Source organism: Micromonospora sp. NPDC048839 (genome assembly GCF_040649915.1).
Taxonomy (GTDB): Bacteria; Actinomycetota; Actinomycetes; order Mycobacteriales; family Micromonosporaceae; genus Micromonospora.
Window position 1 is genome coordinate 25,131 of record NZ_JBEZGL010000032.1, and the last position, 19,695, is coordinate 44,825.

The 19,695-nt window shown below is 71.4% G+C and carries 21 protein-coding genes; 10 read left to right on the forward strand and 11 right to left on the reverse strand.

All coding sequences use genetic code 11. The features are described from left to right. The first annotated feature begins 37 nt into the window (after nucleotides 1-37). From AB0C25_RS35105 to ung, 3 genes are all read left to right on the forward strand, one after another. Nucleotides 38-1,141 carry an alpha/beta hydrolase gene (locus tag AB0C25_RS35105; protein ID WP_357379288.1) on the forward strand — a complete coding sequence of 368 codons (1,104 nt, stop codon included), beginning with the start codon at nucleotides 38-40 and terminating at the stop codon, nucleotides 1,139-1,141. After that, nucleotides 1,138-1,620: a tRNA (adenosine(37)-N6)-threonylcarbamoyltransferase complex ATPase subunit type 1 TsaE gene (gene tsaE / locus AB0C25_RS35110; RefSeq protein ID WP_357379290.1), complete on the forward strand. Its 483-nt coding sequence runs from the start codon at nucleotides 1,138-1,140 to the stop codon at nucleotides 1,618-1,620. Before AB0C25_RS35105 ends, tsaE begins: the two co-directional genes overlap by 4 nt. A 64-nt stretch (nucleotides 1,621-1,684) precedes the next feature. Then, the gene (ung, locus tag AB0C25_RS35115) at nucleotides 1,685-2,386 is read left to right on the forward strand and encodes a uracil-DNA glycosylase (RefSeq protein ID WP_357379292.1); all 702 of its coding nucleotides are present in this window, start codon (nucleotides 1,685-1,687) and stop codon (nucleotides 2,384-2,386) included. A 147-nt stretch (nucleotides 2,387-2,533) separates the two neighbouring features. On the opposite strand, the gene AB0C25_RS35120 is transcribed toward ung, so the two are convergent. Beyond that, the gene (locus AB0C25_RS35120) at nucleotides 2,534-3,238 is read right to left on the reverse strand and encodes a helix-turn-helix transcriptional regulator (RefSeq protein WP_357379294.1); all 705 of its coding nucleotides are present in this window, start codon (nucleotides 3,236-3,238) and stop codon (nucleotides 2,534-2,536) included. 491 nt (nucleotides 3,239-3,729) lie between these two features. On the opposite strand from AB0C25_RS35120, the gene tsaB reads away from it, so the two are divergent. Genes tsaB through AB0C25_RS35140 form a run of 4 tightly spaced genes read left to right on the forward strand, consistent with a single transcriptional unit; the run spans nucleotide 3,730 to nucleotide 6,194 of the window. After that, nucleotides 3,730-4,407, forward strand: coding sequence for a tRNA (adenosine(37)-N6)-threonylcarbamoyltransferase complex dimerization subunit type 1 TsaB (tsaB, locus tag AB0C25_RS35125; RefSeq protein ID WP_357253479.1), 678 nt, complete (start codon nucleotides 3,730-3,732; stop codon nucleotides 4,405-4,407). Then, nucleotides 4,404-4,886, forward strand: coding sequence for a ribosomal protein S18-alanine N-acetyltransferase (gene rimI / locus AB0C25_RS35130; protein WP_357253478.1), 483 nt, complete (start codon nucleotides 4,404-4,406; stop codon nucleotides 4,884-4,886). Before tsaB ends, rimI begins: the two co-directional genes overlap by 4 nt. Continuing rightward, nucleotides 4,879-5,925 carry a tRNA (adenosine(37)-N6)-threonylcarbamoyltransferase complex transferase subunit TsaD gene (gene tsaD, locus AB0C25_RS35135; protein ID WP_357379296.1) on the forward strand — a complete coding sequence of 349 codons (1,047 nt, stop codon included), beginning with the start codon at nucleotides 4,879-4,881 and terminating at the stop codon, nucleotides 5,923-5,925. The genes rimI and tsaD overlap by 8 nt, the downstream gene beginning before the upstream one ends. A gap of 14 nt (nucleotides 5,926-5,939) precedes the next feature. Next, on the forward strand, nucleotides 5,940-6,194 hold the full coding sequence (locus tag AB0C25_RS35140) for a hypothetical protein (RefSeq protein WP_357379298.1): 255 nt from the start codon (nucleotides 5,940-5,942) through the stop codon (nucleotides 6,192-6,194). 23 nt (nucleotides 6,195-6,217) lie between these two features. On the opposite strand, the gene AB0C25_RS35145 is transcribed toward AB0C25_RS35140, so the two are convergent. From AB0C25_RS35145 to AB0C25_RS35180, 8 genes are all read right to left on the reverse strand, one after another. After that, complete coding sequence (locus AB0C25_RS35145) at nucleotides 6,218-6,958, reverse strand: DUF4142 domain-containing protein (protein ID WP_357379300.1); 741 nt, start codon at nucleotides 6,956-6,958, stop codon at nucleotides 6,218-6,220. A 140-nt stretch (nucleotides 6,959-7,098) separates the two neighbouring features. Further along, the gene (locus tag AB0C25_RS35150; protein ID WP_357379302.1) at nucleotides 7,099-7,404 is read right to left on the reverse strand and encodes a DUF1707 domain-containing protein; all 306 of its coding nucleotides are present in this window, start codon (nucleotides 7,402-7,404) and stop codon (nucleotides 7,099-7,101) included. 19 nt (nucleotides 7,405-7,423) lie between these two features. After that, on the reverse strand, nucleotides 7,424-8,605 hold the full coding sequence (locus AB0C25_RS35155) for an ROK family protein (protein WP_357379304.1): 1,182 nt from the start codon (nucleotides 8,603-8,605) through the stop codon (nucleotides 7,424-7,426). A 22-nt stretch (nucleotides 8,606-8,627) separates the two neighbouring features. Continuing rightward, nucleotides 8,628-9,890 (reverse strand): ABC transporter permease, encoded by a 1,263-nt coding sequence (locus AB0C25_RS35160; RefSeq protein WP_357379306.1) that lies wholly within the window; start codon nucleotides 9,888-9,890, stop codon nucleotides 8,628-8,630. After that, a complete protein-coding gene (locus AB0C25_RS35165; protein ID WP_357112382.1) occupies nucleotides 9,887-10,705 on the reverse strand; it encodes an ATP-binding cassette domain-containing protein in 819 nt (272 codons plus the stop codon). Before AB0C25_RS35165 ends, AB0C25_RS35160 begins: the two co-directional genes overlap by 4 nt. A 111-nt stretch (nucleotides 10,706-10,816) precedes the next feature. Beyond that, a complete protein-coding gene (locus AB0C25_RS35170; protein WP_357379308.1) occupies nucleotides 10,817-11,905 on the reverse strand; it encodes a substrate-binding domain-containing protein in 1,089 nt (362 codons plus the stop codon). A 180-nt stretch (nucleotides 11,906-12,085) separates the two neighbouring features. Continuing rightward, nucleotides 12,086-12,565 (reverse strand): Cys-tRNA(Pro) deacylase, encoded by a 480-nt coding sequence (ybaK, locus tag AB0C25_RS35175; RefSeq protein ID WP_357379310.1) that lies wholly within the window; start codon nucleotides 12,563-12,565, stop codon nucleotides 12,086-12,088. Nucleotides 12,566-12,575: 10 nt separating this feature from the next. Beyond that, nucleotides 12,576-13,772, reverse strand: a complete 1,197-nt coding sequence (locus AB0C25_RS35180; RefSeq protein ID WP_357379312.1) for a methyltransferase domain-containing protein — start codon at nucleotides 13,770-13,772, stop codon at nucleotides 12,576-12,578. 259 nt (nucleotides 13,773-14,031) lie between these two features. On the opposite strand from AB0C25_RS35180, the gene groES reads away from it, so the two are divergent. The 3 genes from groES to AB0C25_RS35195 all read left to right on the forward strand — a co-directional run bounded on the left by groES (nucleotide 14,032) and on the right by AB0C25_RS35195 (nucleotide 17,880). Beyond that, entirely contained in the window at nucleotides 14,032-14,346 is a 315-nt protein-coding gene (groES, locus tag AB0C25_RS35185) for a co-chaperone GroES (RefSeq protein WP_030330046.1), read from the forward strand. A gap of 70 nt (nucleotides 14,347-14,416) precedes the next feature. Further along, nucleotides 14,417-16,057: a chaperonin GroEL gene (gene groL / locus AB0C25_RS35190; RefSeq protein WP_357379314.1), complete on the forward strand. Its 1,641-nt coding sequence runs from the start codon at nucleotides 14,417-14,419 to the stop codon at nucleotides 16,055-16,057. 125 nt (nucleotides 16,058-16,182) lie between these two features. Beyond that, nucleotides 16,183-17,880, forward strand: a complete 1,698-nt coding sequence (locus tag AB0C25_RS35195) for a molybdopterin-dependent oxidoreductase (protein ID WP_357379316.1) — start codon at nucleotides 16,183-16,185, stop codon at nucleotides 17,878-17,880. Between the two features lie 86 nt (nucleotides 17,881-17,966). Here the strand turns inward: AB0C25_RS35195 and AB0C25_RS35200 are convergent, their stop codons facing one another. After that, complete coding sequence (locus tag AB0C25_RS35200) at nucleotides 17,967-18,326, reverse strand: hypothetical protein (RefSeq protein WP_357379318.1); 360 nt, start codon at nucleotides 18,324-18,326, stop codon at nucleotides 17,967-17,969. A gap of 188 nt (nucleotides 18,327-18,514) precedes the next feature. Further along, nucleotides 18,515-19,078 (reverse strand): hypothetical protein, encoded by a 564-nt coding sequence (locus tag AB0C25_RS35205; protein ID WP_357379320.1) that lies wholly within the window; start codon nucleotides 19,076-19,078, stop codon nucleotides 18,515-18,517. Nucleotides 19,079-19,695 lie beyond the last annotated feature (617 nt).

Here is a 19,695-nt window from a genome sequence, read left to right on the forward strand (position 1 = left end):
GGTTGCGAGCCCCGCAGTCGCGAACCGAGGTGACGCCGTGAGCTACCGCATTCCGCGTCCGCGGACCGCGGTGGGCCGGGTCGCGGGGATCGTCGGCGCCGCGGTGGGGGTTGCCGCCGCGGGCCTGGCGGCCGGGGTCGCGACCGAGCGCACCCTGGTCCGCCGGCTCAAGGCCGACCCGGCCGACCGCTACGCGCACGAGATGTTCGGCGAGCAACGGTACGACGAGGCGTTCCGCCTGGAGTTGCCGGACGGCACGGACATCCACGTCGAGGTGGTCGAGCCGACCAGGCCGGTGCCGGGGCAACCCACGGTGGTGCTGGTGCACGGCTTCTGCCTGGACATGGGGACGTTCCACTTCCAGCGCCAGATGCTCGCCGCCCGCGGTGACTACCGCGTCGTCGCGTACGACCAGCCCGGTCACGGTCGGTCCGGCCGGTTGGAGACCGGCGAGTACGACCTCACGGTGCTCGGCCGGACGTTGCGCCAGGTGATCGACCGCACCGCCCCGGACGGGCCACTGGTGCTGGTCGGCCACTCGATGGGCGGCATGACCATCATGGCGTTCGCCGAGCTGTTTCCAGAGCTGTTCGGTGACCGGGTGGTGGGCACCGTCCTGATGGCCACCTCGGGCGGGCTCATCGCGGAGACCAAGCTGGTCGCGCCCGCGCTGCTCGGCCGGGTTGGCGGCCCGGTGCTCTACATGGTCAGCAACGCCACCCGCTACGGCGGGCCGGTGATCGACAAGGCCCGCAAGTCGACGTCGAACGTGGCCTGGCTGCTGACCCGCAAGTACGGCTTCGGCACCCGCAAGCCCAGCCCCACTCTGGTCTCCTACGTCGAGATGATGAACTCCCGGACGTCGGCCGACACGGTGACCCGCTACCTGCGGACCCTGGCCACCCACTCCCGCTTCCCGGCCCTCGCGGCGTTGGCCGCGACGCCGGTGCTGGTGGTGGTCGGCGACAAGGACATGATCACCCCGGTGGTCCACTCCGAGGAGATCGTCCGGCGGCTGCCACACGCCGAGTTCGTCAAGATCAAGGACAGCGGTCACGTGGTGATGTTGGAGCATGCTGACGAGGTCAACGCCGCGCTCGCGCGGTTCCTCGAATCACTTGGGAAGTCGGAGGAACGGTGAGTCACGTCGTCAAGCTGTCGACCGTCGAGGACACCCGGGAGTTCGGCCGGCGCCTGGCCGGGCTGCTGCGGGCCGGTGACCTGGTGCTGTTGACCGGTCCGCTGGGCGCCGGTAAGACCGCGCTCACGCAGGGCGTTGGCGCTGGGCTCGGTGTGGTCGGCGACATCACCTCGCCGACCTTCGTGATCGCCCGGGTGCATCGCCCCGATCCGGCCCGAGGTGGCCGGGTCGCTCTGGTGCACGCCGACGCGTACCGGTTGGGTGCCGCCACCGATCCGCGCGCCGAGATCGACGACCTGGACCTCGACGCCTCGGTGGACGACTCCGTGACGGTGGTGGAGTGGGGCGAGGGCCTGGTGGAGCAGTTGGTCGACGCGCACCTACGGGTCCGTATCGACCGCCGCGACGACGACACCAGGATCGTCGAGCTGGACCCGATCGGTGGCGACTGGGCCCGGCGGCTCGCCGACCTGGGTTAGGCCGCCGCTGTCGTACCGGATGCCTAGAGTGCGGGGGACCGACCCGAGCTGTGAGAGGTTCCTGATGCCCGACGATGCCCCCGCCCTTGACCTGCTGGCCCTGTTGCCGGAGCAGTGGCGTGCCGTGCTCACCCCGCACCTGGACGCGGCCCGCACCGCCGCGTTGGCCGAGTTCGTCGCCCGGGAATACGCGACGCAGACCGTCTTCCCGCCTATCGAGGACCTGTTCTCGGCGTACCGGCTCTGCCCGCCGCAGGGCACCCGGGTGCTGATCCTCGGGCAGGACCCTTACCACCGGGCCGGGCAGGCACACGGGTTGAGTTTCAGCGTCCGGGACGGGGTGACGGTGCCGCCGTCGTTGCGCAACGTCTTCAAGGAGTTGGGCGAGGACGTCGGCGTCCCCAAGCCGCGCAGCGGCAACCTCGACGGGTGGGCCGCCCAGGGTGTGCTGCTGCTCAACGCGGTGCTGACCGTCCGCCAGGCCACCCCGGGCTCGCACGCCAACGCCGGCTGGGAGGGGTTCACCGACGCGACCATCCGGGCGCTGGACGCCTCGCCGGACCGGGTGGTCTTCCTGCTCTGGGGTGGCTACGCCCGCAAGAAGGCGGCGCTGGTCACCAACCCGCAGCACGTGGTGCTGGAGGCTGGCCACCCCAGCCCGATGAACCCGCGTGGCTTCCTCGGCAGCCGTCCGTTCAGCGCGGCCAACAAGGCACTCGCCGACGCCGGCCTGCCCACCATCGACTGGGAGCGCACCGCCGGCTGAACTGGCACCAGGCCGCGCGCTGTGGGCTGCGCGCGCTGTGGGCTGCGCGGGCTGTGGGCTGCGCGGGCTGTGGGCCGCCCGGGCCGGCTGCGCGGTGTGCCGGCCGCCGCGCACAGCCCGTAGCCCGCAGGTCGGCCGGCGGTTGGTTCAGCCGTCGCTGGCCGATTGCCGGTCCCGGTAACGGCGTAGCAGATCGGCGGCGCGCGGCTCGGTCAGCTCCAGCTCGACAAGCGGCACCACCTGGTAACTCCGCTCGCCGTGGCGCACCTCGATCGTCTCGGGGAGCTCGTCGCACATCGTGGCCCTGATCTCCCCGTACCGGGTCGACCAGCGGTGTTCGCCGGGCTCCTCGGGCTCCAACCACACCCCGCCGAACTCCTCCCAGCGGGCGTTCCACCGCTGGCTGTAGTTCGTCTCCAGCCAGCGGGTGAACGGTTTGGAGTCCTGCCAGCGCAGGGCGATCTCCAGCGCGTCGACCGGCACCGGCGCGCCCTGTAACAGCGCTGCCGTGCTTCCGGTGATCGCCTGGGCGAAGTCGGGGAGCCGGCCCAGTAGCCCATCCAGGCCAAGCGCGTCGATCCGCTCGGTGATCGGCCGGGCAGCCAGGTCGTCGATCCGGGCGTCGAGGTGCGCGTCCAACGGCTCAACCCCGACGACCAACTGCACGTCCATGGCGGCAAGCAACCGCTCCAGTACGGCGATGCTGGGCGCTCGGTCGCCGCCTTCGATCCGGGCGACCGTCGCCTGGCTGACTCCGGTCAACTCGGCCAGCTCACATTGGCTCAGCTGGCGCGAGTGTCGTTGCTGACGAATGGCCGTGGCGATTAGCCCGACGAGACGAGTGGATGGCATCCGGGGATGGTGGACCACGCCGCCCCGCAGCGGAAACCGGTGCGGCGGATTCACGACTGTCTGGCCGTCGCTCCGCTGCACAGCCTGCCGGGTGACGGTTCCTCCGGCGACCGGGCCTTTCCCTGCTGAGCGGTATACCTGTCAGTCATATTTATGACTCACAGGTATACCGCTCAATATGGCATGCGGCCCGTCGCCCTCCGCCGGCCCGGCCGCCCCGGCGGGTGGGGCCGCCCTGGCGGGTGGGGCCTTCCCGGCGGCTGGGACCGCCCCGGCGGGTGGGACCGCCCTGGCGGGTGGGGCCTTACCGGCGGGTGGGGCCGTTTCGGCGGGTGGGGCCGTTTCGGCGGGTGGGGCCTTCCCGGCGGGCGGGCCTTCCCGGCGGGTGGGGCGTCCGGTGGATGGGGCCGCGGGTCGCGCGGGGTCGCCGTGGGTGGTGCCGGGGCGGGGCGTGACCGGGGCGGGGGGCGAGGCCGCTAGGCTGGCTAACCGTGCTCGTACTCGTGGTGGACAGCTCGACCCCCGCGGTGACCGCGGCGCTGGTGGAGGTCTCGGCGGATGGCGTGGCGTCGCGGGCGTACCGGTGCACGGTCGACGCCCGCGCGCACGGCGAACTGCTCGCGCCCCAGGTGGACGCGGTCCTCGCCGATGTCGACGCGCGCCCGCGTGACCTGGCCGCCATCGTCGCCGGGCTCGGCCCGGGGCCGTTCACCGGGCTGCGGGTCGGCCTCGTCACGGCCGCGACGATGGGCCAGGTGCTCGGCATCCCCACGTACGGCGTGTGCTCGCTCGACGGCATCGGCTACCCGGCGGCGTCCGGTGAGCCGGTGTTGGCCGCCAGCGACGCCCGGCGCAAGGAGCTGTACTGGGCCGTCTACGACGGTGCCGGGGAGCGGATCGTCGGCCCCGAGGTGTCCACGCCGGCGGTAGCCGCCGCGCGCGCCCGGGAGTTGGGCGCGACGATCGCGGTGGGCGACGGGGCGCACCGGTACGCCGAGGCCCTGGAACTGCCCGTCCGGGTCGAGCCGCGGTACCCGGACGCCACCGTGCTGGCGCTGCTCGCCGCCGAGCGGATCCGAGCGGGTGCCGCCAGTGAGCGGCTCACCCCGCTCTACCTGCGCCGGCCCGACGCGGTGGTGGCGACCGGCCGCAAACCGGTCCTGCCATGACGGCGGTACGACTCGAACCGTTCCGCTGGTGGCACATCGACGACGTGCTACCCATCGAGGCTGACCTCTTCGGCGCCGAGCAGTGGTCGCCGGCCATGTTCTGGAACGAGTTGGCCAACGGGCACCACTACCGCGTCGCCGTCGACGCGGACGGCGCGGTGCTCGGTTACGCCGGGCTCGCCGGTGTTCCGCCGGGTGAGGTGTGGGTCCAGAACATCGCCGTCCGCCGGGACGCCCAGCGGCGCGGTGTGGGCCGCGCCCTGCTGGAGGAACTGCTCGCCGAGGCGGCCCGCCGGGACGCCCGCAGCACCCTGTTGGAGGTCGCCGTGGACAACGCCGCAGCCCAGCGGCTCTACGCGACGTACGGGTTCGAGCCGGTCGGGGTGCGGCGCGGCTACTACCAACCGAGCAACACCGACGCGCTGGTGATGCGGCGCGACGCCGAGCCGACCGGGGACGGACCACACCACCATGGCTGACGAACCGCTGATCCTGGGAATCGAGACCTCCTGCGACGAGACAGGCGTCGGCATCGTGCGGGGGCACACCCTGCTGGCCGACGCGCTCGCCTCCAGCGTCGAGGAGCACGCCCGGTTCGGGGGTGTGGTGCCCGAGGTGGCCAGTCGGGCACACCTGGAGGCCATCGTGCCGACCATGGACCGGGCTTTGACCGAGGCCGGCGTCACACTTGCCGACATCGACGCGATCGCGGTCACCTCCGGGCCGGGGCTGGCCGGCGCGCTCCTGGTCGGTGTCGCCGCCGCGAAGGGGTACGCGCTCGCCGCCGAGAAGCCCGCCTACGGCGTGAACCATCTTGCCGCCCACGTCGCGGTGGACACCCTTGAGCACGGCCCGCTGCCCGAGCCTGCCATCGCGCTGCTGGTGTCCGGCGGGCACTCGTCCCTGCTGCTCGTCGACGATCTGGCCCGGGGTGTCACCCCGCTGGGCGCCACCATCGACGACGCGGCCGGTGAGGCGTTCGACAAGGTCGCCCGGCTGCTCGGGCTGCCGTTTCCGGGTGGCCCACCGATCGACCGGGAGGCTCGGGCCGGCGACGCCGCCGCGATCGCCTTCCCGCGCGGCCTGACCGCCGCGAAGGATCTCGCCGCCCACCGGTACGACTTCTCGTTCTCCGGGCTGAAGACCGCGGTGGCCCGGTGGGTCGAGGCGCGGGAGCGGGCCGGCGAGCCGGTGCCGGTGGCCGACGTGTCCGCGTCCTTCCAGGAGGCGGTCTGCGACGTGCTGACCAGCAAGGCGCTCGCCGCCTGCCGCGCGCAGGGCATCGACACGCTGGTGATCGGCGGGGGAGTGGCGGCCAATTCGCGGCTGCGGGCGATGGCCGAGCAGCGGGCCGAGAAGTACGGCATCCGAGTCCGGGTGCCCCGGCCGAAGCTGTGCACCGACAACGGGGCGATGGTGGCGGCGCTCGGGTCGCACCTGGTTGCCGCCGGCGTCGCGCCCAGCCGACTGGATCTGCCGGCCGACTCGGCACTGCCGTTGACCACGGTCAGCGTGTGACGGGGGAGGCGGACATGATCGTGCGGATGTGGGAGGCACGCGCCGAGGCGTACGGCGTCGCCGACCTGATCACCTGGGTGTGCGACACCGCCCTGCCCGAGTTGGAGCACGACCCGCTCCACGTCTCCAGCGAGGTCTTCTCCTCCACCGACCACCGGGTGGTGGTCATCTCCAAGTGGCGCAGCACCCCGCGCCCGCTGCCCGATCCGCCCGCCCTGCTGGTGGCCCGCGCTCCGCACTCCTGGGACTTCACCCAGGTCGACCGCTGACGCGAGCCACCAACGAGCGATGCTCAGCTGCGGCGCAGCATCCGGTACGTGGCGATTCCGCCGGTGCCCAGCGCGGCGAGGAAGACGAGCCAGACGACGGTGCTGCTGACCCCGACCTGCGGGCCGGCGTTCGCGGCGGCGGCAGCCAACAGTCCGTCCTCACCGGGAGCGGGCAGCGCGGCCGGCGGCAGCTCCGGCCAGCGGACCAGCCCGGTGCTCTCCAACATCTGCATGTGGTGCTGGACGAACGCGTTGGCGTCCTCGCAGAGTTTGCGGACGGTGGCGTCCCGGGTGCTGGCGCGGACCGCGCCGATCACCGGGAAGATCTTGCCGTGGGCGACCCGGAGCCGGGTGACGAAGATCTGGTCGAAGCGGGCGCCGGAGGCCTTCTGCATCTCGGCCAGCCAGCCCTTCTGCTCGGCCGTCGGCTCGCTGGGGATGCTCGCGCCCAACTTGTTGGCCGCGTCCACCGTGAGCTGGTCGAGCCGCTGGTGTTCGCTGGCGATGCCGGCGCCGATCTCCCGGACCTTCGCCGACTGGCCCTTCTCGGCGGCCATCTGGCCGGCGGGCATCTCCCACAGCCCGGCCAACCGGACCCCGTTGAGCAGCGTCATGTCGGCGGCGTTGAGCTGCTGACCGCCGGCGGGCGCGGCGATGGCCACGCCGGGCAGGACACCGACCGCCGCGACGATCGCGATGAGCAGCAGCGCCGCTCGGTGGGTCCGGTTGCCCAGTCGGCGATGGGCGGATCTCAGCGGTGCCATGTCTGTGGGGCCTCCTCGGTCCGGACCGGAACGCGTCTGGACCGGACAGCCAGATCCTGCCGGCTGCCCGTCCGACCACTGGTACGGACTGATCGCGCGATCAGTTCATCCGAGGGCGAGGCGGATCAGCGGGGGGCGGGTCAGGCGGATCCACGGGTGACGGCCAGGAAGCCGCCGAGCAGCAGCAGAGTGAGAGCGGCGGCGGCGAAGAGCATCAGCAGCTCCCGACGCCCCTGCCCGACGGGCTCGCTGTCGACTGTCGGGTCGGGCAGGACCGGCAGGTCGCGGGTGAGGGCGGCCAGGTCACCGAGGGTGCGCGCCGTCCACACCGCACCGGCCCGCTCGGAGAACTCGTCGAGGGTCAGCCGGCCCGCAGCGGTGTGCCGGTGCAGCTCGGCGACCACCCGGTTGCGGTCGTCGTCGGAAGCGCGCAGCTCGACATCCACGCTGGACAGCGTACGCGGATCAACCCACGTCGAGGGGATCGGCGAGGAGTCGTTCGAAGGCCAACTCGGCGGCCCCGATCAGGGGGGCGTCCTCGCCCAACTTCGGCGTACGCAAGCGGACGTGCTCCAGGCAGGCGGCGAGCGCGTTGGAGTTGAGCCGGCTGCGGACCTGGGCCGCCGACGCGAGGTAGAGGTCGCGCATGGTGCCGCCGAAGATGACCATCTCCGGGTTGAAGACGTTCACCAGGTTGGCCAGCCCGAAGCCGAGCCAGTCACCGGCCTGGCGGACCGCGGTCTGGGCGCGGGCGTCACCGCGGTCGGCGGCGTCGAAGACGGCCAGCAGCGCATCGTGACCTCGGGCGTCGGAGCGTCCGGCGGCGCGGAGCAGAGCGTGCTCGCCGATCTCGGTCTCCCAGCAGCCCCGGGAGCCACACTCACAGGGCCTGCCGTCGAGGACCACCTTCATGTGGCCGACCTCGCCGCCGTACCCACCGTGCCCGGTCAGCCGCCGGCCACCGGCGATGATGCCGGCGCCCACGCCGACGTCGCCGTACAGGTAGAGGACGTTGTCGCAGCCGGCCGCCACCCCGCGCGCGTGCTCGGCGAACGCCGCGACGTCCGCCACGTTGCCCACCGTGACCGGCACCTCGATGCCCAGCTCGGCGGCGAGGGCCGCGCCGATCGGCTCGTCCACCCAGCCGGTGGTCGGGCCGAGCCGCACCAGGCCGTCGTTGCGGCGGACCATGCCGCAGACCGCGACGCCGGCACCGACGCAGATCGCGTCGCGCGGCACCGTCTGCTGCATCTCCTTGAGCGCGCCGGCCAGCAGCGGCGCGGCCTCCGCGGCCAGCAGGCCGCGGGGCCGGTCCAGCTCCCGGCGGTCCAGGACCGCGCCGCCCAGCCCGATCCGGGCCGCGCGCAACCGGTCCACCTCCACGGAGTACGCGTACGCGTACACCCGGGCCGACGCGGGCCGGACGACAAGTGACGGTCGGCCGGCCCGGCCGGTTTCCTTTGGCGCTCCTTCGCTGACCAGTCCCACTGCGGACAGGTCGGCGGTGAGCGCGCCGATGGTGCTGCGGTTGAGGCCCAGCGTGGTGGTCAGTTCGGCGCGCGTCGTCGGCCCGTGGACGTGTACGTGGCGCAGCAGGGCCCCGAGGTTCTGCCGTCGCACGTCGTCCTGACTCGGTCCTGGGCGCATCGTGGTGCTACCTCCCGCGCGGTCAGCGGGTGCCGGTGGCTGCCGCGCGGCGGCGGGAGAGCGCGTCGACGCTGGCGGCGAGGAGCAGCACAACGCCGGTCACCACGTACTTGACTCCCGCGCTGTAACCCATCAGGCCCATTCCGTTTTCGATGACCGCGACCACCGCGCCGCCGAGTACGGCGTCGAGGACGCGGCCCTTGCCACCGAAGAGGCTGGTGCCTCCGATCACCGCTGCGCCGACCGCGTAGAGCAGTACGTTACTGCCCCCGGTGTTGGGGTCGACGGAGTTGGCCCGGCTGGCCGCCACGATGCCACCGATGGCGGCCATGGAGGAGCAGATCACGAAGACGGAGATCCGGATCCGGTCGACGCCGATACCGGCCCGGCGGGCCGCTTCCCGGTTGCCGCCCACGGCGTAGATGTGCCGGCCGTAGCTGGTGCGTTGCAGCACGAAGGTCCAGATGACCAGCAGCACCGCGATGATCGGTACCACGATCGGCACACCCTTGAGCGAGACGATCAGCACGTTGCGGCTGCGCTCGAGGTTGAGGACGTACATCGCCGTGCCGAGGATGACGGCGAGTCCGCCGATCCGCAGCGCCACCACCGCGATCGGGTCGGTGATCAGACCACGGGCCGCCCGGTTGCGGTAACGCAGCAGTTGCACCGCCGCGTAGCCGACGACCGCGAGAGCGGTGAGCGCCCAGCCCAGCGCGGGTGCGAGGTTGCGGTTGGCGATGGCGACAAGCACCTCGTCGCGGACGGAGATGTTGGTGCCCTCCTGCACGAGCAGCAGTACGACGCCCTGGAAGGCGAGGAAGCCGGCGAGAGTGACCACGAAGGACGGAATGCCGATCTTCGCGACCAGCATCCCGAGCGTGGTGCCGATGACCACGCCGGTGGCGACCGCGGCGAGCACGGCGACCCACCAGGGGTAGCCGAGCACGGTGACCACGTTGGCCAGCACCGCCGCGCAGACGCCGCTGGCGAAGCCGGCGGAGAGGTCGATCTCGCCGAGCAGCAGTACGAAGACCAGGCCCATCGCGATGAGCGTGACCGCCGCGCCCTGGGTGAAGAGGTTGGCGAAGTTGCCGGCCGACAGGAACGACGACGGCCGCATGATCGCGAAGACGGTGCAGAGCACGATCAGGCCGAGCACGGCCGGTAGTGCGCCGACGTCGCCACCGCGTACCCGGCTCAGGTAGTTGCGGACGTGGCCCCCGACGGTCGGCGGCGGTGTGACGGCCGCGGGGCCGTCCTTCCGCACGGCGGTGGTGGTCATCGGGCGCCTCCTGAGATCGAGTCGGCCGGCTGCGGGCCGTCGCCGTTGCTGCCCGGGTCGGTGGCGAGGCCGAGCCCGCCCGAGCGCCCGGCGGTGATCAGCTCGACCACCTGGGCATGCGTGATGTCGGTGGTCTTCACCTGGGCGACCATCTGGCCGAGGTACAGCGCGGCGATCCGGTCGGAGACGGCGAAGACGTCGTTCATGTTGTGCGAGATGAGCACCACGGCCAGGCCGTTGTCGGCGAGGCGGCGGACCAGTTCGAGCACCTGGGCGGTCTGCGCCACGCCCAGCGCGGCGGTCGGCTCGTCCAGGATGACCAGCTTGCTGTTCCACAGCACCGCCTTGGCGATGGCCACGGTCTGGCGCTGGCCGCCGGAGAGGCTCGACACGTGTTGGCGCAGTGAGGTGACGGTACGGATGGAGAGCCCGGCCAGGGTTTCGGCGGCGAGCTGCTCCATCGTCGGCTCGTCCAGGACGATGCCGCTGCGCCGCTCGCGGCCGAGGAACATGTTCTGCACGATGTCCAGGTTGTCGCAGAGCGCGAGGTCCTGGTAGACGACCTCGATGCCGAGCGTGGCGGCGTCGCGGGGGCTGCCGATGTGCACCGGTTCACCGTTGAACAGGAACTCACCGGCGTCGGTGGGGTGGATGCCGCTGATGCACTTCACCAGGGTCGACTTGCCGGCGCCGTTGTCGCCGACCAGAGCTGTCACTTCACCCGGGTGGACGGTCAGGGCGACGTCGCGGAGCACCTGGACGGGACCGAAGCTCTTGTCGATCCCGCGGAGTTCCAGCAGGGGGGTCGCGGACACGGGGGTCTCCTTAGGGGAGGGTCGGGGCCCGTCCGGCGGGCGCCGCCCGGCACGGGAGGGTGCTCCCGTGCCGGGCGGCGATTGTCGTCCCGGCGGGTACTGCGGCGTCCGTCAGCTGATGCCGGCGTCGGCGCAGAGCGCGGCGTACGTCCCGGTGCAGAGCTGCTCCTTGGTCACGTAGCCGTCGGCGACGACGTCCTTGACGTTGTCCTTGTAGATGGCCTTCGGGGTGAGCAGCACCGAGGGGACGTCCCGGTCACCGTCCTTCACCGACTGGCCGGTGTCCTTCTTCTCGCCCTTGGCCAGTGCGATGGCCAGGTCCGCGGCAGCCTTGGCCTCTTCCCGGACGGCCTTGTAGACGGTCATGCACTGGTCGCCGGCGAGGATGTTCTGCAGGCCCTCCACGCTGGCGTCCTGGCCGGTCACCGGCACCTTGCCGTTGATCTTGTTCTTCTTCAGGATCGAGATGGCGGCGTTGCCGAGAGTGTCGTTGGCGGCCAGCACGCCGTCGATCTTGCCCTTGGTCGCGGTGAGCTGCTGCTCGAAGATGGTCGCGGCGGTGGGGCCGTCCCAGCCCGGCACGGCGTCGTCCGGGCCCTTGGTGTATTCCTTGGAGTCGAACTTCGGCTTGAGCACCGAGTCGTAGCCGGCCTTGAAGAGGGTGGCGTTGTTGTCGGTGGGGGAGCCGTTGAGGTACGCCACGACCGGGTTCTTGGCGCCCTTCTCGGTCAGGCACTTCGCCAGGCCTTCGCCCTGGAGCTTGCCGACGGTCTCGTTGTCGAAGCTGACGTAGTACTGGGCGGACCCACCCAGGGTGAGCCGGTCGTAGTCGATCGTGGCGACGCCCTGCGACTTGGCCTTGTCGAGCACGGCCTTGCCGGTGCCGGAGTCCAGGTTGACGATCATGAGGGCGGTGACGCCACTGGTGATCATCTGGTCGGCGATGGTCTGGAAGGCGGCCTTGTCGTTCTGGGCGTTCTGAATGTCGTACTGGACGCCGGCGGTCTTGAACGCCTCCTCCAGGAAGCGGCGGTCGGCCGTCTCCCAGCGGGGGGAGGACTTGCTGTCCGGGAGGATCACGCCGATCTTGGGAGTCTTTTTGGAGTCGGCCGAGCCGGTGCCGGAGTCGTCGCTACAGGCCGTCAAGCCGCCGGTCGTGAGCAGGCCCACGGCGGCGATGGTGAGGATCCCCTTACGCATGTGCAGGGTCCTTTCGGGGGTGGGGGAGGTGTTGTTTTTGTTGTGTCCGGCAACGTATTGCGCGTCACACCGCCTCCACAAGACCGCGCAGGTACCCAGTTTGTTGGCAGCGATAACAATTCAGCAACGCGACTGTTACTCCACGGGTATCCCACCGTGGAGTCGACGTAACGAGAGTCGTCAGCGCGTCTGCAACGGGGCGGTGCGGGCGTCGGTGAGCGCCACCAGATCCGCCGCGGCCAGTTCGAGTTGCAGACCGCGCCGACCAGCCGAGACGTAGATCGTCGGAAGGTCCAACGCGGACTCGTCGAGCACGGTGGGCAGTCGCTTGCGCTGCCCGAGCGGGCTGATCCCACCGCGTACGTAGCCGGTGGCCCGCTCGGCGACCGTCCGGTCGGCAAGCGCCGCCCGCTTGCCGCCGACCGCCGCCGCGAGCGCCTTGAGATCCAACTCGCCGGTGACCGGAACGACCGCCACGGTGAGCGCGCCGTCGACCTCGGTCACCAACGACTTGAAGACCCGCTCCGGTGCCACGCCCAGCGCCGCCGCCACCAGCGCGCCGTAGTTCGGGGCGTCCGGCGACACCCGGTACGGGTGGGTGCGATGCGCGACCCCGCGCTTGACCAACAGTGCCGTCGCCGGCGTGCCCTGTCCCGCCACACCGGCGAGGCTAGTCCACCGGCCGACCGATCAGCACGGTCGGCGCCCCGGCGACCCGGGTGAGCACCAGGCTCGCCGCAACGTCGCCGGTCAGCCGCAGATCCCGCCGAAGCTGCTCCGGGGTGAGCGCCGAACCCCGCTTGAGGATCTCCACCCGACCCACCCGGCGCTCGCGCAGCAGTGCCCGCAGCCGCTTGAGCGAGAACGGCAGCACGTCGGTGATCTCCAGGCAGCGCGCGTACGGGGTGCGGGTCGGGCGGTCGGCGTAGAGGTAGGCGATGCTCGGGTCGCCGAGGGTGGCATCCAGTTCGTCGGCCAGTTCGGCGACGAGGTGCGCGCGGACCACCGCCGGGTCCGGGTCGTACAGGAAGCGCCGGGGCGGCCCGACCGGCGCCTCGTCGGCACCCGAGCCGATCAGCTGGTGGCGGCGAGCCTCGACGCCCTGCTGCCGGTAGAGCGTGGCGCGGCGGGGCACCTCCGCCAGCTCACCGCACCAGAGCGCGGCCTCGACCAGGTCGCCGTCCACGCCGACCCACTCCGCCTCCGCGCCGGCCGGGATGAGCGCGTGGTCCAGCCCCGGCGCCACCTTGACCACGGTGCGCGGCACCCGCTCGGCCAGCCCGGTCACGAAATCCCAGGGTGGCGAGTAGGCGCGCGGGTCGAAGATCCGTCGTCCAGTGCCGCTGGTGCGGCGGGCCGGATCGCAGAAGACCCCGTCGACGCGGGAGACGTCGAACGCGGTGGCGTCACCGCACTCGACGGTGAACAACTCGTCCAGCCCGGCCGCCGCGGCGTTCGCGGCGGCCATCGCGGCGGTCACCGGGTCGGCCTCCACGCCGTACACCCTGATGCCGGCGCGGGCGGCGGCCAGCGCGTCCGCGCCGAGGCCGCAGCCCAGGTCGGCCAGGGTGCGGACGCCGGCCGCGTGCAGCCGGGCGGCCCGACGATCGGCGACCACCCGGCGGGTGGCCTGCTCCAGCCCGGGGCGGGTGAGGAACATCCCGGCGGCGGCCGGACCGAACTTGCCGACCGCCCGGTGACGCAACTCGGCCTGGGTGAGCGCCGCCGCGGCCAGCGTCGGCGGCACTCCGGCCGCGCGCAGGGCCGACGCCGCGGCCAGCGGATCACCGCCGGCCAGCCCGGCCGCCGCCGTGAGCGCGGCCGACCCCTCGGGGGTACGCAGCGCCGCCAGCTGATCGAGATCCACCCGGTCATTGTCCGGGTGGACCCGGAAATCCGGGCTGGCGGGGCGCGACTCGCTGGCACTCTCCTTGACGGAGTGCTAGCCACGGAATAACCTGCGATTAGCACTCTCACCCTGAGGGTGCCAGCTTCCGGGTCTCGCGACCCGGGTGCGCACGCCAGGCGGACCGGCACCCGCGACGACGGCCCCGCCCGGTGGCATGAGGCAGATTGACGCTGGTTGGCCCCGCCGACCAGCAACGAAACCAGTACCCCAGGAGGGTATGCCCGTGACTACCGCGACCAAGGTTGCGATCAAGCCGCTCGAGGACCGCATCGTGGTCCAGGCGAACGAGGCTGAGACCACCACGGCGTCGGGCATCGTGATCCCCGACACCGCCAAGGAGAAGCCGCAGGAGGGCACTGTCCTCGCTGTGGGCCCGGGGCGCGTCGACGACAACGGCAACCGGGTTCCGGTTGACGTGCAGGTCGGCGACACCGTCCTCTACTCGAAGTACGGCGGCACCGAGGTCAAGTACGCCGGCGAGGAGTACCTGGTGCTCTCCGCCCGCGACGTCCTCGCGGTCATCGAGAAGTAAGCAACCGATCAGTGCCATTGCCCCGGTCCGGCTCGCCGGGCCGGGGCAATGGCGCTTCGAAGGGACATTTATGGCGAAGATCCTGAGCTTCTCGGACGACGCCCGGCACCTGCTGGAGCACGGTGTCAACGCCCTCGCGGACACGGTCAAGGTCACCCTCGGCCCGCGCGGGCGCAACGTCGTCCTGGACAAGAAATTCGGTGCGCCGACGATCACCAACGATGGTGTGACCATCGCCAAGGAGATCGAGCTCACCAACCCGTACGAGAACCTTGGCGCGCAGCTGGTCAAGGAGGTGGCGACCAAGACCAACGACGTCGCCGGCGACGGCACCACCACCGCGACCGTGCTCGCCCAGGCGATGGTTCGCGAGGGCCTGCGCAACGTGACCGCCGGGACCAACCCGGCCGGCCTCAAGCGGGGCATCGACGCGGCGGCCACCAAGGTCTCCGAGGCGCTGCTCGGCCGTGCCGCCGAGGTCACCAGCAAGGAGTCGATCGCGAACGTGGCGACGATCTCCGCGCAGGACGCCACGATCGGTGACCTGATCGCCGAGGCGATGGAGCGGGTCGGCCGCGACGGTGTCATCACCGTCGAGGAAGGCTCCATGCTCACGACCGAGCTGGACGTGACCGAGGGTCTCCAGTTCGACAAGGGCTTCATCTCGCCGAACTTCGTCACCGACCTGGAGAGCCAGGAGTCCGTCCTCGAGGACGCGTACATCCTGGTCACCACCCAGAAGATCTCGGCGATCGAGGAACTGCTGCCGCTGCTGGAGAAGGTCCTGCAGAACAGCAAGCCCCTGCTGATCATCGCCGAGGACGTGGACGGCCAGGCGCTCTCCACCCTGGTGGTCAACTCGCTGCGCAAGACCCTCAAGGTCTGCGCGGTCAAGGCCCCGGGCTTCGGTGACCGGCGCAAGGCGATGCTCCAGGACATCGCGATCTCCACGGGCGCCGAGCTGGTCGCCCCGGAGCTGGGCTACAAGATCGACCAGGTCGGCCTGGAGGTGCTCGGCACCGCCCGGCGCGTCGTGGTCGACAAGGAGAACACCACGATCGTCGACGGCGGTGGCCAGAAGGCCGACGTCGCCGACCGGGTCTCCCAGATCCGCAAGGAGATCGAGGCCTCCGACTCCGACTGGGACCGGGAGAAGCTGGCCGAGCGGCTGGCCAAGCTCTCCGGTGGCATCGCCGTCATCAAGGCTGGCGCCGCCACCGAGGTCGAGATGAAGGAGCGCAAGCACCGCATCGAGGACGCCATCGCGGCGACCAAGGCTGCGGTCGAGGAGGGCACTGTGCCCGGCGGCGGCGCCGCCCTGGTGCAGATCCGCTCGGTCCTCGACGACGACCTGGGCTTCACCGGTGACGAGAAGGTCGGCGTCTCGGTCGTGCGCAAGGCGCTCGTCGAGCCGCTGCGCTGGATCGCCCAGAACGCCGGTCACGACGGTTACGTCGTGACGCAGAAGGTCGCCGACCTGGACTGGGGCAACGGCCTCGACGCCGCCAAGGGCGAGTACGTCGACCTGGTCAAGGCCGGCATCATCGACCCGGTGAAGGTGACCCGCAACGCGGTCACCAACGCCGCCTCGATCGCCGGTCTGCTGCTCACCACGGAGAGCCTCGTGGTGGAGAAGCCGGAGCAGGCCGAGCCGGCCGCCGGCGGCGGCCACGGCCACGGTCACGGCCACCAGCACGGCCCGGGCTTCTGACCCGGTAGCGACACCTGTCGCGGGGCGCACCGTCGTACGACGGTGCGCCCCGTTCGTCTGCTCAGGTCATTACCGAACGCTGACGTTGTTGGCTACCGGGCAGGATGATCACGCACACTGGGCCGATGAGCACCACGTCGCGGCGGTACGCCGCGCTGGCCGGAGTAACCGCCGCCGCAGTCGCGATCGGAATCGCCGAACCGGTGGCAGTGCTGACCGGCCCCCGGTCGGCGCCCCTGGTCGCGGTCGGCGGGGTGGTCGTCGACGCTGTTCCCGAGTCGCTGAAGCAACTCGCCATCGACCTCTTCGGCACCGCCGACAAGATCGCACTGCTGGTCGGCACCGGCCTGCTGCTCGCAGCGTTCGCCGCACTGTTCGGCATGCTGGCGATCCGGCGACTGGCATTCGGACTTGCCGGCATCGCCGCGTTCGGTGTCATCGGCGTGGCCGCCGCCGTGACCCGCTCCGGTGCCGACGCGGCCGACGCGCTGCCGTCGCTTGTCGGTGCCGGGCTCGGCGCCCTGGTGCTCTGGCTGTTCATCGCCGGCCCGTTCGAGCTGGACCCCTGGCCCTGGTCACCACCCACACCGACCGTGCCGTCCGCTGCGCCGGTATCGCCTGCTGCGCCGGTATCGCCCGCCGCCCCGGTGTCGCCTGGTGGTTCGCCGGTTGGTCCGGTGACGCCCGCCGCCCCGGTGCCTCCGGGCGGGCAATCCGTAGCGGCGAACGAGCCGGTCGGGCCTGCCGACGTGGACCCGGACTCGCGGCGACGGTTCCTCGCCGGGAGTGGGGCGCTGCTCGGCACGGCCGTGGTGGCCGGTCTCGGTGGGCGCTGGCTTGCCGGCCGGCGCGGAGTGTCCGCCGCCCGGGAGGCGATCCGACTGCCCGCGCCCGTGGCCCCCGCACCGGCCGTGCCGGCCGGCGCGGACCTCGCACTGACACAACTCGCGCCGTACGTCACCTCGAACTTCGAGTTCTACCGGATCGACACCGCGCTGGTGGTGCCCCAGGTGGATCCGGACACCTGGCGGCTGCGTATCCACGGGCGGGTCGGCACCGAGCGCACCTACAGCTACGCGGATCTGCTGGCCCGTCCACTGGTCGAGCGGTACGTCACGCTGGCCTGCGTATCCAACGAGGTGGGCGGGGACCTGATCGGCAACGCCCGCTGGCTCGGCGTACCCCTTCGGGAGTTGCTGGACGAGGTCGACCCGGACGACGATGCCGACCAGGTCGTCGGCCGGTCGGTCGACGGCTGGACCTGCGGCACCCCCACCGCCGCGTTGCGCGACGGGCGGGACGCTCTGTTGGCGGTCGGCATGAACGGTGAGCCGCTGCCGGTCGAGCACGGCTTCCCGGTCCGGATGGTGGTTCCCGGCCTCTACGGTTACGTGTCAGCCTGCAAATGGGTGACCGAGCTGGAACTGACCCGGTTCGCCGACTTCGACGCGTACTGGGTGCCGCGCGGCTGGTCCGCCCAGGGGCCGATCAAGACCCAGTCGCGGATCGACGCGCCTCGGAGTCGTAACCGGCTGACCACCGGCCCGATCACCGTCGCCGGTGTGGCCTGGGCGCAGCACCGGGGCATCAGCCGAGTCGAGGTACGCGTCGACGGCGGCGACTGGCAGCAGGCGGAGCTGGCACCGACCGTGTCGGTGGACACCTGGGTGCAGTGGTCCTGGCGTTGGGACGCCACGCCGGGCGAGCACCGGCTCCAGGTCCGCGCGACGGACGCGACAGGCGAAACCCAGACCGAGCGTACGCAGGGCGTCGTCCCGGACGGCGCCACCGGCTGGCACACCGTCACCGTCAACGTTCGCTGACCGGCAGCACCTGACCGTCGCGCTGGGGACGGCAACCGTCCGCGGTCCGCGACCGGCGTACGCCGCCTGTCGTATGCCCGATAACGTCACCGGGCGGACGCGGACCGGACCGTGTCGGGACAGGGTGAAGCCATGACTGTACCGCCCGAACGCTCACCATCGCCGGCCTCGTCGTGGGTGCCGCAGGCATCGGAGTGCTGTGGGCGGCCGGGGTCGAGTTCCCCGTCGCCGTACCGCCCGGGATGATCATCCTGTTGGCTGGCGCCCTGTTCGTCGGCCTTGCCGGCGCCTTGCCGGCGCCTTGCCTGCGCCTTGCCTGCGCCTTGCCTGCGCCTTGCCTGCGCCTTGCCGGCGCCTTGCCGGCGGCCTTGCCTGCGCTTGCCGACGTCCTTACCGGCGGCGAGATCTTGGACAGTTTCCGTTCCCGCGTAACGGAAACTGTCCAAGATCTCCGAGCGTCCGCCTCTGACGGGCAGTCGCGCACCGGGCAGCGCGTCGCGTCGTGACCCGAGATGCCGGCTAGACGACCCGAAAACGCCGCTGGCCGGCACCCCGAGTTGCGGGGGCCGGCCAGCGGTCGGTGTCGTGCGGGTGGTGGTGGTGCGGTGGTGCGGTGGTGTCGTGGTGCGGTGGGTCAGCTGTTCCAGTACTGGCCGACCAGGTCGGTGGCCTGCTGCTCCCACTGGGCGTAGGCGTCCGGGTACGCGGAGACCTGGACGGTCTGCGCGGCTTCGGTCAGCGGCATGTCCTGCCACCCGTCGACCTGCTTGAGGCCCTTGAGGAACGCGGTGGTGGAGTAGGCCGGGTCGGTGATCTGCTCCGGCGTGCCCCAACCCGAACTCGGGCGCTGTTGGAACAGGCCCAGCGAGTCGTGGTCGTTGGCGTCGCCGAGGTGGCCCAGGTTGTCCAGCTTCGACTCCTGCAGGCTCGTCGCGATCGAGATCACCGCGGCCCGCTCGGGCAGGCCGGCCTTCTTCGTGGCGGCGATGATCGCCTTGACGTTGGCCGTCTTCTCGTCGTTGAGGTCGATGTGCGACTGGTCGCCCTGCGGCTTCGGCGCCGCGGTCTGCACGGCGGCCGCGACCGGCTTGGCATCGACCGGGGTGGCGGCGTGGGCGGCGATCGGACCGGCGAACACACCACCGGCGAACGCCAGGCCAGCAACGGACAGCACACTCTTACGCATGATCGTGTTCATGGGGGTAGCTCCTTCGGGGGTAGGAAACACCCCAACCGCCAACAGGGGGGCGGCGGCAGGGTGTGAGCACCTCGTCCGGCGCTGCACAAACAAGGGGAAAAGTTTGGGGGGTGACGCCCGGGTGGGGCGTCGGGTCGGCGACCTGCCGAGCGGGGGCTCGTGGCGCCGGGTCCAGGTGTAACGACCGAGGGCCCAGGGTCATTCCGGGGGCGGCCCATCCACCTCGGCACCCACCTGAAGGCAGTGGCCGGGCGGTCGTTCGTGGGGACTGCAACGACCGGACCGGGTCCCGCATTCCCACCCCCGGCGGCGGGGGTGGCGAGCCGGTGGTCCTGCGATCGTCAGGGTATATAACGACCCCGACCCCGCCATGATTCCGGCCCACGAGTGCGCCCGGTCACTGGACAAACCTCGTATACCGCGCAGAGCCTACCTACGCGTAAGCCCGAAGACCCCAGAACGGACAATCCCACCAAGGTCCCCATCGCCGCTTGCCTCTCGGTTCGCGCACTCGGCTTGATTCACTCGACTTCATTGGGCTAGTTGCATCCTGTTTGTGCTGGTCAGTGGGTCTTGACGTGTTGGTGTGAGGTGGTTTCGGGCTGGTTGAAGGCTTG

What these genes read in the sequence shown, in the direction of transcription:
- ung (WP_357379292.1), top strand. Translation starts at nt 1,685, where the DNA reads ATGCCCGACGATGCCCCCGCCCTTGACCTGCTGGCCCTGTTGCCGGAG.
- AB0C25_RS35120 (WP_357379294.1), bottom strand. Translation starts at nt 3,238, where the DNA reads ATGCCATCCACTCGTCTCGTCGGGCTAATCGCCACGGCCATTCGTCAG.
- rimI (WP_357253478.1), top strand. Translation starts at nt 4,404, where the DNA reads ATGACGGCGGTACGACTCGAACCGTTCCGCTGGTGGCACATCGACGAC.
- tsaD (WP_357379296.1), top strand. Translation starts at nt 4,879, where the DNA reads ATGGCTGACGAACCGCTGATCCTGGGAATCGAGACCTCCTGCGACGAG.
- AB0C25_RS35140 (WP_357379298.1), top strand. Translation starts at nt 5,940, where the DNA reads ATGATCGTGCGGATGTGGGAGGCACGCGCCGAGGCGTACGGCGTCGCC.
- AB0C25_RS35145 (WP_357379300.1), bottom strand. Translation starts at nt 6,958, where the DNA reads ATGGCACCGCTGAGATCCGCCCATCGCCGACTGGGCAACCGGACCCAC.
- AB0C25_RS35155 (WP_357379304.1), bottom strand. Translation starts at nt 8,605, where the DNA reads ATGCGCCCAGGACCGAGTCAGGACGACGTGCGACGGCAGAACCTCGGG.
- AB0C25_RS35160 (WP_357379306.1), bottom strand. Translation starts at nt 9,890, where the DNA reads ATGACCACCACCGCCGTGCGGAAGGACGGCCCCGCGGCCGTCACACCG.
- AB0C25_RS35170 (WP_357379308.1), bottom strand. Translation starts at nt 11,905, where the DNA reads ATGCGTAAGGGGATCCTCACCATCGCCGCCGTGGGCCTGCTCACGACC.
- groES (WP_030330046.1), top strand. Translation starts at nt 14,032, where the DNA reads ATGCCCGTGACTACCGCGACCAAGGTTGCGATCAAGCCGCTCGAGGAC.
- groL (WP_357379314.1), top strand. Translation starts at nt 14,417, where the DNA reads ATGGCGAAGATCCTGAGCTTCTCGGACGACGCCCGGCACCTGCTGGAG.
- AB0C25_RS35195 (WP_357379316.1), top strand. Translation starts at nt 16,183, where the DNA reads ATGAGCACCACGTCGCGGCGGTACGCCGCGCTGGCCGGAGTAACCGCC.
- AB0C25_RS35205 (WP_357379320.1), bottom strand. Translation starts at nt 19,078, where the DNA reads ATGAACACGATCATGCGTAAGAGTGTGCTGTCCGTTGCTGGCCTGGCG.